Origin of the sequence: Mucilaginibacter sabulilitoris (assembly GCF_034262375.1) — a bacterium.
GTDB classification, from domain to species: Bacteria; Bacteroidota; Bacteroidia; order Sphingobacteriales; family Sphingobacteriaceae; genus Mucilaginibacter; species Mucilaginibacter sabulilitoris.
The window spans coordinates 1,975,718-1,992,150 of the sequence record NZ_CP139558.1; the positions used below are offsets into that span (position 1 = coordinate 1,975,718).

Annotated in this window: 13 protein-coding genes; 10 read left to right on the forward strand and 3 right to left on the reverse strand. The window is 41.7% G+C overall.

The genetic code is table 11. The features are described 5' to 3' along the window. Positions 1-14 precede the first annotated feature (14 nt). Genes SNE25_RS08420 through SNE25_RS08440 form a run of 5 tightly spaced genes read left to right on the forward strand, consistent with a single transcriptional unit; the run spans position 15 to position 9,378 of the window. Positions 15-1,118 (forward strand): glycoside hydrolase family 43 protein, encoded by a 1,104-nt coding sequence (locus tag SNE25_RS08420; protein WP_321564653.1) that lies wholly within the window; start codon positions 15-17, stop codon positions 1,116-1,118. Beyond that, positions 1,111-2,781, forward strand: a complete 1,671-nt coding sequence (locus SNE25_RS08425; protein ID WP_321564654.1) for a sodium:solute symporter family protein — start codon at positions 1,111-1,113, stop codon at positions 2,779-2,781. Before SNE25_RS08420 ends, SNE25_RS08425 begins: the two co-directional genes overlap by 8 nt. A 20-nt stretch (positions 2,782-2,801) precedes the next feature. Continuing rightward, positions 2,802-5,072, forward strand: coding sequence for an FAD-dependent oxidoreductase (locus SNE25_RS08430; RefSeq protein WP_321564655.1), 2,271 nt, complete (start codon positions 2,802-2,804; stop codon positions 5,070-5,072). A gap of 3 nt (positions 5,073-5,075) precedes the next feature. Next, on the forward strand, positions 5,076-7,424 hold the full coding sequence (locus SNE25_RS08435) for a glycoside hydrolase family 31 protein (protein WP_321564656.1): 2,349 nt from the start codon (positions 5,076-5,078) through the stop codon (positions 7,422-7,424). A gap of 43 nt (positions 7,425-7,467) precedes the next feature. Next, positions 7,468-9,378, forward strand: coding sequence for a sialate O-acetylesterase (locus SNE25_RS08440; protein WP_321564657.1), 1,911 nt, complete (start codon positions 7,468-7,470; stop codon positions 9,376-9,378). Between the two features lie 106 nt (positions 9,379-9,484). Here SNE25_RS08440 and SNE25_RS08445 read toward each other — a convergent pair whose 3' ends face one another. Together SNE25_RS08445 and SNE25_RS08450 are read right to left on the reverse strand one after the other, a co-directional pair. After that, positions 9,485-9,607, reverse strand: a complete 123-nt coding sequence (locus tag SNE25_RS08445) for a hypothetical protein (RefSeq protein WP_321564658.1) — start codon at positions 9,605-9,607, stop codon at positions 9,485-9,487. 196 nt (positions 9,608-9,803) lie between these two features. After that, a complete protein-coding gene (locus SNE25_RS08450) occupies positions 9,804-10,430 on the reverse strand; it encodes a hypothetical protein (RefSeq protein WP_321564659.1) in 627 nt (208 codons plus the stop codon). Between the two features lie 115 nt (positions 10,431-10,545). Here SNE25_RS08450 and SNE25_RS08455 point away from each other — a divergent pair, with 115 nt between their 5' ends. The 3 genes from SNE25_RS08455 (at position 10,546) to SNE25_RS08465 (ending at position 12,450) form a co-directional block, all read left to right on the forward strand. Beyond that, complete coding sequence (locus SNE25_RS08455; RefSeq protein ID WP_321564660.1) at positions 10,546-10,728, forward strand: hypothetical protein; 183 nt, start codon at positions 10,546-10,548, stop codon at positions 10,726-10,728. A 104-nt stretch (positions 10,729-10,832) separates the two neighbouring features. Beyond that, positions 10,833-11,360 (forward strand): adenine phosphoribosyltransferase, encoded by a 528-nt coding sequence (locus SNE25_RS08460; RefSeq protein WP_321564661.1) that lies wholly within the window; start codon positions 10,833-10,835, stop codon positions 11,358-11,360. Positions 11,361-12,057: 697 nt separating this feature from the next. Further along, positions 12,058-12,450 carry a hypothetical protein gene (locus SNE25_RS08465; RefSeq protein ID WP_321564662.1) on the forward strand — a complete coding sequence of 131 codons (393 nt, stop codon included), beginning with the start codon at positions 12,058-12,060 and terminating at the stop codon, positions 12,448-12,450. A gap of 107 nt (positions 12,451-12,557) precedes the next feature. On the opposite strand, the gene SNE25_RS08470 is transcribed toward SNE25_RS08465, so the two are convergent. Then, positions 12,558-12,788, reverse strand: a complete 231-nt coding sequence (locus SNE25_RS08470; protein WP_321564663.1) for a hypothetical protein — start codon at positions 12,786-12,788, stop codon at positions 12,558-12,560. A 353-nt stretch (positions 12,789-13,141) separates the two neighbouring features. Between SNE25_RS08470 and SNE25_RS08475 the strand changes: the two genes are divergently transcribed. Next, a complete protein-coding gene (locus SNE25_RS08475) occupies positions 13,142-15,508 on the forward strand; it encodes an ABC transporter permease (RefSeq protein WP_321564664.1) in 2,367 nt (788 codons plus the stop codon). A 166-nt stretch (positions 15,509-15,674) separates the two neighbouring features. Beyond that, on the forward strand, positions 15,675-16,118 hold the full coding sequence (locus SNE25_RS08480) for a hypothetical protein (protein ID WP_321564665.1): 444 nt from the start codon (positions 15,675-15,677) through the stop codon (positions 16,116-16,118). Positions 16,119-16,433 lie beyond the last annotated feature (315 nt).

Sequence of the window (16,433 nt, forward strand, 5' to 3'; positions counted from 1 at the left end):
CGATCTACCGGAAAATGATGAACAATTTAAGCATAATAGTAATAATCGTTTCAGCACATTTATTAACCCTGACCACCGTTCAGGCACAGTCTGCGAGCGCGTTTCAGCCGGGAAAAGAATGGCCGGATAATCATGGCATCCACATCAATGCACATGGCGGAGGTGTATTGTGGCACAATGGTAACTATTACTGGTTTGGCGAACACAAAGTGGCTGGTGAAAAAGGTAACAGAGCATATGTCGGTGTACACTGTTATACTTCAAAAGATCTTCATCATTGGGTAGACAGCGGGATTGTGCTTGCTGTCGACGGTGCCCAAAACAGCCCGATTGCCCCGGGAGCTATTATTGAACGGCCCAAGGTCATTTACAACAAAAAAAATAAGCAATTTATCATGTGGTTCCACCTGGAATTAAAAGATCAGGGTTATAAAGCTGCATTGTGCGGTGTTGCCACAAGTAAAAAAATAACTGGTCCTTATGTTTTTCATCATGCCGAAAGACCTGATAAAGGCACCCTGCCCATCAGCTATAAACCGGATACAAATAAAGGAGATAGTATTTTATTAAGGGATAAAGAAAAAGGGCAAATGTCAAGAGATATGAACCTCTTTGTGGATGAAGATAATTCGGCCTATCTTATCTATACATCTGAAGAAAACCGTACGGTACATATTAGTCAGTTATCTGACGATTACTTATCAACCAGAGGGCGATTTGCCCGAGTATTCCCGGATAGGTTTATGGAGGCTGCGGCTATTTTTAAAGCCAATGGGAAGTATTTTTTCGTAGCATCCGGCTGCACCGGATGGGCTCCAAATGCGGCTCGTTCAGCGGTAGCTACTCATATATTCGGCCCTTGGCAAGAGCTGGGTAACCCCTGCGAAGGACCTGATTCGGCACTCACTTTCCATGGACAGAGCACCTTCGTTTTGCCCGTTATGGGGACTAAAAATACATTCATTTTTATGGCGGATAAATGGAACCCGAAAAATGCTATTGATGGCCGGTATTTATGGCTGCCTGTAGTTTTTAAAGCGAATAAATTTAAAGTGATGTGGAGTGAAAGCTGGGAGTTAGAGGACCAAGCAAAACAGAAATCAATTAACAATGAATAAACTGGATTTTATAGTTATGGGCGTTTTTGCCCTTTTAATACTAAGCATTGGAATGGCTTTTACCCATATGGGCAGCAAAAATGGCAATTCCTATTTTGAGGCGGGCGGTGAAACGCCCTGGTGGATTAATGGTTTATCTTTGTTTATCAGCTACTTTTCTGCAGGTACATTTGTGGTATGGGGTTCAATTGCCTATAAGTACGGACTTGTTGCCAATGGCATTCAGCTTACCATGGTCATTGGTGGTTTATTAGTAGCCATATTTGTTGCTGCTAAATGGAAAAAAACAGGCGCGCTAACTGCTGCGGAATACATCGGGCAACGTTTTAATAATAAAACACAGCAGTTTTATACCATTTTAATTATGCTTTACAGCCTGTTATCAACTGCGGCGGTATTGTATCCCGTTGGTAAAATGGTTAATGTGGCAACCGGTCTTAATGTAAATACCTGTATATTAATTATCGGTGGCATCATTATTTTATATACCGCCGCGGGCGGCTTATGGGCGGTACTCGTAACCGACGTGGTTCAGTTTGTTATATTGACTGCTGCGGTTTTTATTGTTATTCCCCTGGCGTTTCGTGAAGTAGGTGGGATACATAATTTTACCGGCAAGGCTCCGGCAGATTTCTTTAAGTTTTTTAATTCCGAATATTCATTTGAGTTCTTCCTGGCTTTTTTGGCCTACCAAACCATTTATATTGGAGGTAACTGGGCTTATGTACAACGTTATACCAGTGTGTCAAACGTTAGAAATTCGCGTAGGGTAGCTTACCTCTTCGCGGGTTTATACCTGATAAGCCCTTTTATATGGATGCTGCCACCTATGATCTATAGGGTGCTGAATCCTGGCTTAACAGGGTTGCAGCCCGAGGGCGCCTATATGATGATTTGCAGCCGGGTTTTGCCTGCAGGTTTGATAGGCCTGGTATTATCAGGCATGATCTCGGCAACGGCCAGCAAAGCCAATACAACCATTAATTTGGTAGCCGTGGTTTTTGCCAATGATGTATTTAAAAAACTGATAAGGCCGGCGGCAACCGAACAGAACGTCATCAATTCGGCACGGATATTCACCGTTTTTTTTGGCATTTTAACTATCGGAATCGCCATGATGGTTCCGCTGGTTGGCGGAATAGTTGAAGTAGTGCTGAGTACGGCATCAATTGCGGGAGGTTCATTATTTGCACCAATTTTATGGTCGCTTTATTCAAAAAAGCAAAATGCGACATCGGTTATTGCTGCGTCTGTTAGTAGTTTGGTAGTCAGCTTGTTTTTTAAAACTATAGCACCGAGATTATTACACATTTCTCTTAATAGGGTTGAGGAAACCGCGTTAGGTGTTGGGCTTCCCGTGCTCGTCCTGCTTGCCGCCGAATTCATGCTGCCGGTTATCGCCGATATCTCTTTGCCGGACAGGCGGCTTGTTGCCGTCGGTACCAAAGAAGACGAGCGGCACCGAAATTCAGCTATCAGCCAGAATGTTTTTGGTATAAAAGTGATTGCCATATCTGTTGGAATTGTCGGTATTGGTGTGCTTGTTTTAGGCACTCTTGCAAAAAACGGCGGTATCGCCATGATCGTAGGAGCAGCTACTGCAGGTGTTTTTTTTCCTGTATGGCGGTCTGCCAGGCGATTACAGAAACAAATTACAGCTTGAAAAATAATATAAGATAAATAATGATAACAGAAAAAGCAGTTCAAAAACGTGTTAACCGTTTGGTTGCGATGTCGGCAGAGCTTGTTGTTGCCGGTGGCGGTATGGCAGGTTGCTGTGCTGCTATAACTGCAGCCAGGCAGGGAATAAAGGTGATATTGGTACAGGACCGTCCTGTATTGGGTGGAAACGCCAGCAGTGAAATCAGGTTGTGGATACTTGGGGCTACCTCACACATGGGGAATAATAATCGTTGGTCGAGAGAAGGTGGGGTAATAGATGAAATCCTGCTGGAGAACCTTTACCGTAACAAAGAAGGTAACACCCTGATACTCGATACCATATTGCTGGAAAAAGTGACGCTTGAACCTAATATTACTTTATTGCTGAATACGGCGGTATATGAGTTGAATAAAAACGACGAACGTAACATTGATCATGTTAAAGCATTTTGCAGTCAAAACTCAACCGACTATAAATTATCTGCAACCTTATTCTGCGATGCTACCGGGGACGGCTCAATAGGTTTTTTAAGCGGAGCATCTTTCAGGATAGGTGCAGAGAGTAAAACAGAATTTAACGAAAACCTTGCACCAGATGAGGCTTATGGCGAACTGTTGGGCCATTCTATTTATTTTTATAGCAAACGGACAAATCATCCTGTGAAATTTGTTCCCCCGGCCTTTGCTCTCAAAAACATCAATGAACTCCCTAAGTATAAAATTTTAAATCCTGAAGATCATGGGTGCAGGCTTTGGTGGATTGAATATGGGGGCAGAAAAGATACGGTTTATGAGACTGAGGAGATTAAGTGGGAGCTATGGAAAATTGTATATGGTATATGGGATTATATTAAAAATTCCGGACAATTTGAAGACGTTGCCAACTTGACCCTGGAATGGGTTGGTACGATTCCCGGTAAACGGGAAAGCAGGCGTTTTGAAGGATTATATATGCTATCGCAAACAGACGTTGTTGAACAAAAGCATTTTGAGGATGCGGTAGCCTTTGGCGGCTGGGCGCTGGATCTTCATCCCGCGGACGGCGTCTATAGTGAGTTACCAAGCTGTAACCAGTATCACAGTAAAGGAATTTATACGATACCGTACCGCTGCTATGTGAGCAAAGATATAGATAACCTGTTTTTTGCAGGGAGAATTATTAGTGCAACGCATGTGGCATTCAGTTCGTCAAGGGTAATGGCCACTTGCGCGCATGGCGCACAGGCAGTGGGTATGGCCGCTGCTTTGTGCATCAAACATAAAGTAAATCCCGCCGGAATCATGAACCCCTTTTTGATTACAGTGCTGCAACAGCAACTCAACCGAACCGGGCAAGGCCTGCCCGGTATTGCTATAAAACACCAATCAAGTATTGACATACCCACCATATATGCGACATCGACATTGGAATTATCCGAAATTTCTGCTGATGGCGACTGGAATATGTTATCGGAATCGGCAGCACAGTTGTTGCCATTAACAGCAGTATATTATCAATTCAGTTTGCCGGTGCTTGCATTACAAGACACCATCCTAAGGGCAGAATTGCGATACAGCCGGAAGGCAGATAACTACACCCCCGATGAAACCCTTGAACTTATTGAAATTCCCATGATGAAAGGGGAACAGCAAATACAACTAAACTTTACAAAGCAATTTCCCCGGACCCAGTATGGCTTTTTGATATTTCATAAAAACGACCGGGTAGCTGTTAAAACAAGCCGTCAATTATTTACCGGAATTACTGCACTTTTTAACGGTAAAAACAAAGCTGTATCTAACAACGGCAAACAGGAAGCGCCAAATGATTCCGGCGTTGAAAGCTTTGAATTCTGGATTCCTAAACGCAGACCCGAAAGACAAAATATAGCCATGAAAATACAACCTGCGTTAAAGGTGTATCAGGCTGAAAACATACTTAGCGGATTTACCCGTCCTTATATACAAACAAATGCCTGGTGCGCTGATCATCGTGATAAATCACCAGCACTTACCTTTAGATGGGGAAAGCCACAATTAATTAGTGCCCTCACTATTTTTTTTGATACTGATTATGATCATGCGCTCGAATCCTCTTTATTTGACCATCCCGAAAGCGTTATTCCTTTTTGCGTCCGGAATTATGCGTTATACGATGGGACTGGAAATATATTATTTGAAAAAACAGGCAATTACCAAACAGTTAACCAAATAAAGTTAATTCAACCTATCATGACCGATATGCTTATATTAAAAGTAAATCATCCATCAGAATATGTCAGTGCCGCGATTTATCACATTGATATCGTATAATTTATGAGTAAGCTCCTTAATGCCGTTATGAATAAGGTTAAGATGATCATATGCCCGCTTGTGCTAAGCTTGCTAATAAGTAGTTTCTGCTATGGCGATGAAGGAATTTTATATATTAAAAAGCATCATTATACCTTGATAATCCGTAAAAATAAATTTGCTTACGCTTTTAAGGATAGTACTGGGAAAATGGTCGCTGATTTCAGTCCAGAATCTGGCGTTAATTTTTCAAGATCAGGAAATAGCCTTTTGTCTTCCTGTGTTTTCGAAAAAACAATTGTTCTTAATGACACGCTTTTTTCCTGTATCCTTCATAATTCAAATGGTTTAAAAGCCAGGGCGAGTTTTCGTTTTTTTGATGATGTTATCAATTTGAAAATAGCAATTGATGATACTGAAGCAGAAAATAAGGAAAAAGATATGCAGTCAAAACCAGCTGGTAATTATACCATTGAAGCCTGTATTGCAGGCATTGGTCCGGCTTATGGACTTGGAGATCATGGCTCCTACGGTGAGGGGATTAATGTATTCGGTTATAGTAACAACAACTTTTTAAACTTGAGCGATGGTACGCGGTTTGTTTCCACATTTGCTATTTTTCCAAAACAGCAATTTGCCCAGGTGTTGTTCGATAATGGGAGTAAACGCGTAGCGATAAACAAACGGGGAACAAGGCTTGGTGCCAATAAGGTAAAGGCAATTAGTATTTATTATTTTTTTGGAACACCTCAAAAGATCTATAGCAACTATGCGTCGGTAAAAAAGAAAGTGGGATATCCTGATGCTAAGCCGAAATTTGATTTTTTTGATTTAGGTTATGAGGCCTTTGGTTCCTTGGGATGGAATGCTGCGCAGGCAACGGTTCAATCAGATGTACAAATGTACCTTGATAAGGGTTATCCTTTAAAATGGGTAGTAGTTGGCTCGGGATTTTGGAAAGGAGACCGAAGCCTGGCAACAGAAGGCGCAACAACAAGTTTCGGAATATGGGATAACTCATTACAGCCTGGCAGGAAGGACAAACTTGCAAATCCCAGGTATCCGGATGTTGCTGCGTTTAAAAAATATTTTTCTGACAGGAACCTCCATTTAATACTTGGCCTGAGGGTAAATTTTAAAGCCTTGCCCGAAAAAGGTGGATTTTACGATCCCGCCAATGATGGGGAATATTCCAGGGAAGGCGCGCAAAGAGGTTTCTTCCTGAAAGATATAAACAATAATCCTGCACTGTTTTCAGCTGTATTTCCTAAGGGGCCGACTTACGTGCTCGATGCTGATAATGTTTCCGCGCTTCAATGGTTCTACGCCGGTGTTAAAAAATGGGGAGTGCAGGGTTATAAAGAAGATACCATGTTGAAAGATGGGGAGAAATTAAACAACGATGCCAAGTGTAACAAGGTCAACGAGTTTCTAATGCAGAAAGGGTATTATGTCATGGTCAGGAATTCCGCCTATTCGGTTCCCGGGGATATCCTGCGGGTCGAAGATACGGAATATGGACATGGCCAGGACAGGCCTGTGATCAACGTACTGAATGATGCGGCCAGCGGAACCCCAAATACTTATCCAGATATCGTTGGAGGTAAATATCTTAAACCGCCACTAAAAGACGATCAGAAGCGTTATTTTCTTAAAAATGCATTTTTCGCAGCGGTATGCCCTGCCATGTCGATGGGTCTGGGCCCATGGCATATCGAAAACCCGGCATATGAAAATGCCATCAAAAAGGCTGCGATGTGGCATCATGAATTTGCGCCCTACCTGTATAGCGCAGCTGTAGAAAGCTATTATACGGGTTTCCCAACTACTATGACACCATTGCCCATCGCATTTCCCAATGATTCAAACACCTACAATATAGCTAATAAAACGAAAAGACAATATTGCTGGATGCTGGGGCCGTCTCTGTTGGCTACACCTATATACGGTGATGACTATGCAACGGCATCAACAAGAAACGTGTATTTACCAAAGGGTAAATGGATTGACTATGAAAGTGGAAGATGTTTTATGGGGCCCACTGTTTTAAATAATTATAAATTCCCTGATGGTAAGATCCCGGCATTTATCGGGGGGAAAGGCGTGCTGGTCAAAAAAAGCGAAGAGTCTGACACCTTTATAGCTACGGTTTATCCTATTAGTAAAGAACAGTCATCTTACAGATTTTATTATCCCGATGGTAAATCCTCCTCTATTATAACGATCATGAATGTAAACTGGGAACGATTAAATATTCAGGTAACGGATATTAATTCAAAAAAGAAGATAGATGCCATGTTTTCCAAAAGATTTCAATCTTACAGTTTCCCTTTGGTAAAGGGGCATAATTATACTGTTAAAAGTGATATCTAATATTAGATTTTTGATTGGTAGTTGGTTATAGATATAATATAAAATGAAATATTGGTTAATTGTAATTTATGCACTGTTTATAACAGCAGTAACGAATGCACAAACAGCATTAAAGCTATCTCCCTTGTTCAGCAATAATATGGTTATTCAGCAAGGCATTAATGCTGCCGTTTTTGGTGACGCAAATATTGGACAAAAAGTTTCCGTGACTTTAGCGGGGCATTATGCCGAAGCAGTCACGGATAGTGCCGGAAGGTGGATAGCAAAAATGCCGGTATTAAAAGCAGGAGGGCCTTACCGGATGAAAGTAAGGGCAGACGGAGTAGAAATTATCCTGAACAATATAATGATTGGAGAGGTGTGGGTTGCATCCGGGCAGTCAAACATGAACTTTAAAATGAACCGGCCGGTATTAAATAGTAAATATGAAATTGAAAAGGCCGATTATCCGAATATAAGGGAGTTTCATGTCGAAGAGTCGGTGAGTAGCACTCCTTTAAAAGATTTAAAAAAAGGAGAATGGAAAATTTGTACGCCAGGTAATGCCACCAATTTTTCTGCTGTAGCTTATTTTTTTGCACGTAAGCTCAGCGAGGTACAACATGTTGCTGTAGGAATTATACATACTTCCTATAGTGGAACACCCATACAGGCCTGGATAAGCGCGGATATGCTGGCTGCCCACCCTGATTTTAGCAAACGTATTCACGAAATCAGGAAAACTAATCCAAACTGGGCCGCTTTACAGGAAAAGGTCGACAGTGTGCGGCAGATTTATTTGAAGGCTGTGCGAACCGATAGTGCGGGCTATAAGCTTGGCGTTTATAAGGAGGTATATGACGACAGCCGATGGAAGAAAGTAAAATACCCGATCTTTGCGTCGAAATTAAATATCCCGGGATATCGCCTGATCTGGGTGCGTAAGGAGTTTAATGTGGGTGCTAAAACTCCGGCGCATGATCTTTATCTGTCATTGGGCGAGGTAAAAATGCAGGACATTACTTATGTGAATGGCATAGAAGTGGGGCGTGATAACAGGGAAGACCAAAGAGTTTACAGAATTCCTGCCAAACTAATAAAGAAGGGGAGGAATACTATTACTATTCGCTGGCTGTCCGAGTGGGGATATGGCAGAATTGGCAATCCTGGAGATCATCCGGCAGTATATTCTGCAGATCATAAATTTAATATTCCGTTAGAAGCAGAATGGGCTATTGATGAAAATATTGAGCCGCCTTTGATAACCTCAACCTCTTTTAGCGGCCAACCAACAAGCCTGTACAACGCCATGATTGCACCGATTGTTAATTATGGCATTAAAGGCATTTTATGGTATCAAGGAGAGGGCAATGCCGGTAATGCGGAACAATACAAATCGTTACTCCCATTGCTTTTGACGGATTGGCGAATCAGGTGGCAGCAAGGGAATCTCCCTTTCCTATTGGTGCAGTTGCCGAATTATAGCTATGGCGGAAATGGTTGGATAACACTTAGGGAAGCACAGTCGCAATTATTGAAATACCCCAATGTTGGCATGGTTATTACCACTGATGTTGGCGACTCGACAGATGTGCATCCCAAAAATAAAAAGCCAGTAGGTGAAAGGCTTTATTTAGCAAGTGCAAAAGTGGCATATGGGAAGGATATTGAATATTTAGGCCCAACCTTTGATGGTTTGGTGTGCCAGGGAGACAGTGCGATGATATCTTTCTCCAATATCAGTAATGGATTAATGGTTAAGGCACAAAGAGAGCTAAAGGGCTTTACAGTTGCGGCTGATGATAAGAAGTTTTATCCTGCAATTGCAAAATTAACTGGTGATCGGGTGATTGTTAGATCTGATTTTGTGAAAAAGCCGGTAGCAGTGCGTTATAACTGGAGCGCAAACCCCGGCGGTAATCTATATGATAAAAACGATCTTCCTGCCGGTCCCTTTAGGACAGATAATTGGTAGTTTAATGGAATTTATCTGTATTTTCTGCTCCCCTGGTATCTCCTTAAGACTCTTGATGATAGTTGTAATATGTCGCGGATTTTATCGCTCGATATTGTGGTTAACTTTAAAGGTCAGGTGCTTTGTCCAATGGCAGCCTGCCGATGTCAATCTGCATGGCTTTATATCCCCCATCTAAAAACGAGCGGTAGCAGTTCAGATCCTTTTTTATGACTACCCGTAAATGCATTTATAATTTTAACTCGTTTACTTTTGGTAAAGGTTAAAGTTTAGTAAACATAATTCACATTTCAAAAAGCTAGTCTAATATAAATAGAGCTTATACAAACAACTCGCTATACTTATATTTAAATACGTAAGGAAGACGGCTACTGGTGTCGGCAATCCCTTACAGCAAAACAATACCTGGCTGCTTATACGGCTTTCTATCGAAAATTAAGTCGGGACGAAGGTTGGCTGCTTCGGAAACTATCCTGTAATTCCCGCTTTACGAGGTTCATATCATTACCTAATATCTCATAAATAGCTTCATACTGCCCGCAAAGATCAAATATGCTTTGGTTATACAGGCCATAAAGTCCTTCCTTTTCTTCACCTTCTGCCTTCATAAGGCGGTCTGCGATATCCAAATTTTTCAGAAATAGTAAATGGGTCATGGTATTGACCGCAATAATATCGTTGCGGGAGAGGGTTACATCAAAGTAAAGCCCGATCAGGTTATGTTTCCAGTTCTCCTCGTTCAGTTTTTGCAGGTGCGTGTCCACTTTTTTGATCTCTTCGTTCAGAAATTTCAAACTTGATTCACTTCGTGCATCATTCCGGTTCTTTCGGTAATTGATATTCTTCTTTAAAATGGCCATCGTCTCCCCGGTCATGAAATAATAACTTTCCGCGATCTCAATTTTCTTACTCCTATATTGATTTTTGACCTCATTATCATATTTTCGTTTGTCACTGACATAAGTAAATAACCCGCTTAAAGCCTGGGTTAGTGTAGCACCTGCCAAACCGGAGAAGGCGCTAACAGCTAGGAGGGTGCTATTATCCGGCATAAAAAATCTTTCCCCAAATATAACGCTTTTGATTGTAAATTGCTAATTTTTTTAGTAAAATGTAAAACAGCATCAATTTAAGACCCAAATCTCGGCATAGAGCCGCTTAACCGATATGCCGGCAGATGTTGGCCATATCAAAAACAACTATGACGTGGTAAGCACGAGCTATGATTTTACCAACCAGCCGGACAGCACCACGGGTGACAAGCGATATCAGGATAAGACACATTTACCAAATGTAAATACAAAGGCGCCCCTCGTATCTGACGTTAAGCAAATAAATGCCATTCCTTAAAATACCATACCAGCAGCGCGATTGTGATTTGATAAATGATATGAGAAATATTACCTACTTGATGAAGGAATTTTGCGTAAAATTGCGCTTTATTTAGTTTTTAAATGATAACTAAGCAGATAAAATCGGCCATTCGTGATATTCCTGACTTTCCTAAGCCAGGGATTATTTTCAAAGACATTACACCTATACTTAAGTACCCGGTTTTGTGCACTAATATCATTGGTGCTTTTGTTGAACAATTAAAGGGTACGCAAATAGATATAATAGCCGGTATAGAAAGCCGCGGCTTTTTGTTCGGGCTTATGCTGGCTACTAAACTGGGTATTCCGTTTGTGCCTATACGCAAAGCGGGTAAGCTACCGTTTACCATAAAGCAAAAAGCGTATAAGCTCGAGTACGGGACAGCTATTATTGAATGCCATACCGATGCTTTTGAACCTGGCCAGCGTGTACTGATCCATGATGATTTGCTCGCTACCGGCGGTACCGTAACAGCAGCAAGTGAACTCATTGCCGAAATGGGGGGGATCATAGCCGGTTTCTCTTTTGTGGTAGAGCTTGGCTTTTTAAAAGGCCGCGAACGTATAGCCCCTATAAGTGATACTTTGGTGATATTAGCACAATACTAAGACGAGATTTTGGGTGTTCGTTTTTGAAGGGGCGAACGCCATCGAACGAGTGCTAACACGATAGTGTAATTAACAACCTGAAGGGAACGTAAAAAAAACATGTAACTGGCTCACTTTCAATATCAATATTTTGTTTTTTGCTCTTGTTAATAAGGCAGTAGAAACATACATAGCTGGACCGAAGAAGAAATTTAAGGTTGTGCTAAAGAATTGATTTGGAGGATTATAATTTAACTAGTGTTGGACTTCATTGAGTTAGGAGTTTAATTTACTGACCGTGTTTGTTTTGCCCCTGGCTCTTTCTTCGCTCAGGTTCCAAAGCTTTGACTGCATTTTTTTGACCGGTTGCAAGTTCGGCACCCTGTCCATCGCAGGTGATTGGCACATAAACATCAAATATTTACTTTTTTCATGTTAAACTGTGGAGATACGGTTCTGCCAATGAAAGCCAGGCTTAACCTGACCTTTGGGGAGGGCTGAATTACCTATTCGCTTTGATCCGGTGGATGACCTCAGCCAGCAGGTCCCTGTCAACAATGTCGCCGCTGGTGACTTCCCAGCTCTATCCGGGTGGCCGGTTCGTCGTTGACCAGTAAGATAAACTGGCCCCCCCATTTCCTCGATGCCGGTATGATAGGTTGTCTGGTTTTTGCCGTACCGGAAACGCAGGTCGATATCTTTTTGGGACGTTGCTGCTTTGGGCAAGGATACGGTTTTCGGTGATCAGGGTTTTGCCGGACATATAATCCTGGATGGAGTCAATGAGTTGCCAGACTTCTGTTTCGGTCAGCTGTTTGCTTGCATATTTCTATTCGAAAAAGCCGATGCCTTTGAAATGGAGCATGCCGAGATATCCTGGACGGTTCTCCCGCTGGGTTTCGAAGTGCTCCATATATTGGTCGCGCATCGCCTCCGCGTCATAGCGGTCGCTGTCTTCCATGGGGTATCCCTGGCAAAGGTGATAGGAGCCGGTCGGCATAAAGGCATCGCCCTGTTCCACTCATACAGGCATTACCTCGATCAGGTTCCAGGAATTATCCTGCCGTTTGATCTCGATGGTTACCGGGTTATTCATGGGGCAAAAATGTAAAAAATTGTTTGTTCTTAGGCTAACTTCTCGGCGTGGTCAAAAGTTTTACCATGGGGATAGGGGTGTGAAAAGGAACTGTCCGATGCTATTTTGAAAAGTCTGGTTAGTCAGGTATAATGCGCTTCAATATGATCGCAGATGCTTTCCAGCAGTTTCCTTCTAAGCGGGTCGCCGGATAATTGCTGCCAATGTCCGGCTTTGTTTTTGACCGTCGCGATCACGAGGCCATCCTGCTCAATGCCGAATTGGTGTTCATTTTCGGTGATGCGGTAGTGGTGCTTGATGCCTGAGATGATGGCATCATAAGGAAAGCTGTGCAGTTCCTCTTCCGGTTCCATACGATCTAAGCAGTTGTAACGGCTTAGTTGTTTGCGATGGTCGGCTGGTTTAAAGCTGGTTCCAGCAGCAGAAAGACCTCAGAGAGGCTTGCGGGTTGGTGATAAAAATGCGCCTTTGTCATTGAACTGCATATAGAAACGGAGCATATGGCCCTTATGCAGCACGTACATAGAGTCTTAAAAACAACTCTAGGGTCAAACATCGGCTAAAAACGGACGATAGCTGTTCGATTTTGATGCAATGCGAGGATTGAATTTTATTTAAGAAACTAATATTCAATGATTTATAAATTGGGCATAATATTTAGTAATATTGGTAATTAATGCCCTTGTAATCACTTATAACACTGGTTATGATCAAGAATTACCTAAAAATTGCCTTTCGTAACTTAAAGAAAGATAAGCAATTTACGCTATTGAATGTGCTTGGCCTCTCTGCGGGTTTAGCTTGTACCTTAATGATTTATTTATGGGTACATGATGAGTTAAGCTACGATAAGGTTTTCGAGGACGATAGCCGGATATATCAGGTTATGGAACACCGTAAAACAGGGGGAACAATAACTTTATCTGATGAATCGTCAGGACTGATGGGGGATGTGTTAAAAGTGCAGGTACCCGATATTGAGTATGCAGCAGCTGTTGCCCCGGCAGATTGGTGGCAAAAATTTACGCTCTCTGCCGGCAATAGAAACTTTAAGGCTACAGGGCAATATGCGGGTAAAGACTATTTTAATATTTTTTCATTTAAGCTGATAGATGGTGAAAAAGGAAGAGTGCTTAATGACAAAAATTCTATTGTTATTTCTGATGAGCTTGCCCGAAAATTATTTGGCACAGCAAACCATGTTATAGGCAAAGACATCCGGTTTCAGCATGATAAGGATTTTTTTGTTTCCGGTGTTTTTGAAAAGACGCCATCCCATTCTTCGCAACAGTTTGATTTTGTATTATCGTTTGAATATCTAGCAGATGTGCAAGGCTGGGTTAAAACCTGGGGCAATACCGGTCCACATACTTTTGTTAAGCTTAAAAAGGAAGCGGATGCTGATCTTGTAAATAAGAAAATCGCCAATATCATTAGGGCCAACAGCGGTGATACTACCCGCAGTGCTTATGCCATGCGTTTTTCTGATAATTACCTGAAAAATACATTCAATCATGGTTCACGAGTGGGCGGGCGGCTTGAATATGTAAAATTGTTTTCGCTCATTGCTATTTTTATATTGCTGATAGCATGTATTAACTTCATGAACCTGTCAACGGCAAAGGCATCCGGCAGGATGAAAGAAGTGGGGATCAAAAAAGTAGTTGGCGCCGCTCGCAGCCAATTGGTGTTGCAGTTCCTCACAGAGTCATTACTCATGGCGACAACCACCATGTTATTTGCTATAGCAATTGCATGGCTGCTGTTACCACAGTTTAATCAATTGACGGGTAAGGATATTGAGCTGACTTTCGACGCACCACTCATCCTGACGCTGGCAGGCATCACCCTCTTTACAGGGCTGGTTTCCGGGAGCTACCCGGCGCTGTACCTGTCGAAATTTAATCCGCTGGCTATTTTAAAAGGGAGGTTGGATTCATCATTCGGAGAGCTGGTCGCTCGTAAGGGCCTTGTGGTATTTCAATTTGGTCTCTCGGTCATACTTATTGTTTCCGTATTAGTAGTATATAAACAAGTACAATTTATACAAAGTACTATGCCTGGTTATAATAAAGATAATGTGATCTGGTTTAATTCAGAAGGCAAACTTGCCGGTAACGAAGAAACGTTTGCTGCCGAATTGAGAAAGGTACCAGGAGTGATAAACGCCAGCTTTACCCAGCATAATATGGTAGGGCGTACTTTTGGCACAAACAACATCAGCTGGGACGGCAAAAACAGCAGAGAATCTGTTTACTTTGAAGGTTTTTTTGGCGGGTTCAACTTTATTGAAACCATGGGAATGCGTATGGCCGCCGGCAGATCTTTTTCATCGGATTTTGGAGCAGAGGGTGGAAAAGCAATATTGAATGAAACAGCGGTTAAAGTCATGCATCTAAAAAATCCGGTAGGAAAAAACGTGAATTTTGGCGACAATAAGCTTCAAATAATTGGTGTAGTTAAGGATTTTCACTTTGAATCATTACATGAAACCGTAAAACCATCTTTCATTGTGTTCGCAAACGGCACAAGTCCATATTATAAAATGATGATCAAAATCAAAGGTGAACATCAAAAAGAAATTATTTCACAAATACAGCACCTTTATGAGGCGTATAACCCAGGGTTCCCTTTTGCCTATAATTTTTTAGATCAGGCTTATCAAAAACAATATGAAACTGAGGTTCGGGTAGCTGTTTTAGCCAAATATTTTTCCGCCCTGGCTATACTCATTTCGTGCCTGGGGCTTTTTGGTCTGGTTGCCTTTACTGCACAAAAACGACGAAAGGAAATAGGCATTCGTAAAGTAATTGGCGCGTCAGTCAACAATATCACGATCATGTTGACTAAAGATTTCCTGAAGCTTGTACTGATAGCCATCCTTATAGCATTCCCGATAGCATGGTTGATCATGAACCAATGGTTGCAAGGCTTTGCCTACCGGATTAGCATTGGGCCCGCTGTATTTTTGATCACATGTTCCTCAATTGTTTTAATAACGCTGGCAACCGTGAGCTTTCAGGCCATAAAAGCCGCTACCGCTAACCCGGTAAAGAGTTTAAGAAGTGAATAACGCCTTGTTCGGCGGTAATTTACTTTCTATTACGTCTGAGCCCACTAAGAATTGTAAGCAGTGGTACTAAAGCCGATTAATTTATTGGCAGTACTACACATGTATGATGGCCGGATATGCAGACGGGTGAGCTTGGACCATACAGAAATAAAACTATCAATTTACCTTGACCGAAAACCTGGCGATGGCCAAATCGCTATTTAAAGTTCCGTCCTTTATCCAGATAATTTTCGGGCACGCGTACCTGCATACCCGCTTTCAATATTTACGAAAGGATACAAAATCAACAGCAAAAGGAGCTAAATCATTGCAATTCAAATTGTTGTATTTTTTTGTGCTTAATACGCTATCGTATACATCGATTCACTACAAAAAGGTGAGTAATTCAGTGCCTACTAAAATGGAATCAATACATACAAAAAACACCTGCGATCAAATTGATTACCGGTGTTTCTTTAAGTTAAAGGATTATGGTCCTATAAATAAAAATCAGGTGCCTGCATATCGAAGTATCGTCTGCGGGCATAATATCGGGCTGGCTATAGGAGGATTAAATGTTTACTGCAACAGAAACGGACAGCGGGTGTTTGAATTTGTAGTTAAAGATTAGTTGTTCAAGCTCATCTCGAACTACTAATCTCTCAAATTAATAATTCACTCCTCAAACTTTTCACCGGGTTAGTCCATGCCGCTTTCACCGCCTGGACTTGCGCCGAAATGGTGTGGTCTCATTCATCATAATCTCCACCTAAAATTGCTCAACCGTAGGGAAAATAGTCAATTCCGGACGGGTCAAATCTATCCGGTTTTGATACAAAATAAAGCTGTGCACGTTCGGTTTCGATACAGTATAAAGGTTGGTTTTTATGTAATTTGTTAAAAATCAATAATTTAAATATTTGGCATGTATTTTACGCTATCAATT

What these genes read in the sequence shown, in the direction of transcription:
- SNE25_RS08445 (WP_321564658.1), bottom strand. Translation starts at nt 9,607, where the DNA reads ATGCATTTACGGGTAGTCATAAAAAAGGATCTGAACTGCTACCGCTCG.
- SNE25_RS08460 (WP_321564661.1), top strand. Translation starts at nt 10,833, where the DNA reads ATGATAACTAAGCAGATAAAATCGGCCATTCGTGATATTCCTGACTTT.
- SNE25_RS08450 (WP_321564659.1), bottom strand. Translation starts at nt 10,430, where the DNA reads ATGCCGGATAATAGCACCCTCCTAGCTGTTAGCGCCTTCTCCGGTTTG.
- SNE25_RS08425 (WP_321564654.1), top strand. Translation starts at nt 1,111, where the DNA reads ATGAATAAACTGGATTTTATAGTTATGGGCGTTTTTGCCCTTTTAATA.
- SNE25_RS08420 (WP_321564653.1), top strand. Translation starts at nt 15, where the DNA reads ATGATGAACAATTTAAGCATAATAGTAATAATCGTTTCAGCACATTTA.
- SNE25_RS08430 (WP_321564655.1), top strand. Translation starts at nt 2,802, where the DNA reads ATGATAACAGAAAAAGCAGTTCAAAAACGTGTTAACCGTTTGGTTGCG.
- SNE25_RS08470 (WP_321564663.1), bottom strand. Translation starts at nt 12,788, where the DNA reads ATGGAACCGGAAGAGGAACTGCACAGCTTTCCTTATGATGCCATCATC.
- SNE25_RS08435 (WP_321564656.1), top strand. Translation starts at nt 5,076, where the DNA reads ATGAGTAAGCTCCTTAATGCCGTTATGAATAAGGTTAAGATGATCATA.
- SNE25_RS08475 (WP_321564664.1), top strand. Translation starts at nt 13,142, where the DNA reads ATGATCAAGAATTACCTAAAAATTGCCTTTCGTAACTTAAAGAAAGAT.
- SNE25_RS08440 (WP_321564657.1), top strand. Translation starts at nt 7,468, where the DNA reads ATGAAATATTGGTTAATTGTAATTTATGCACTGTTTATAACAGCAGTA.
- SNE25_RS08455 (WP_321564660.1), top strand. Translation starts at nt 10,546, where the DNA reads ATGCCGGCAGATGTTGGCCATATCAAAAACAACTATGACGTGGTAAGC.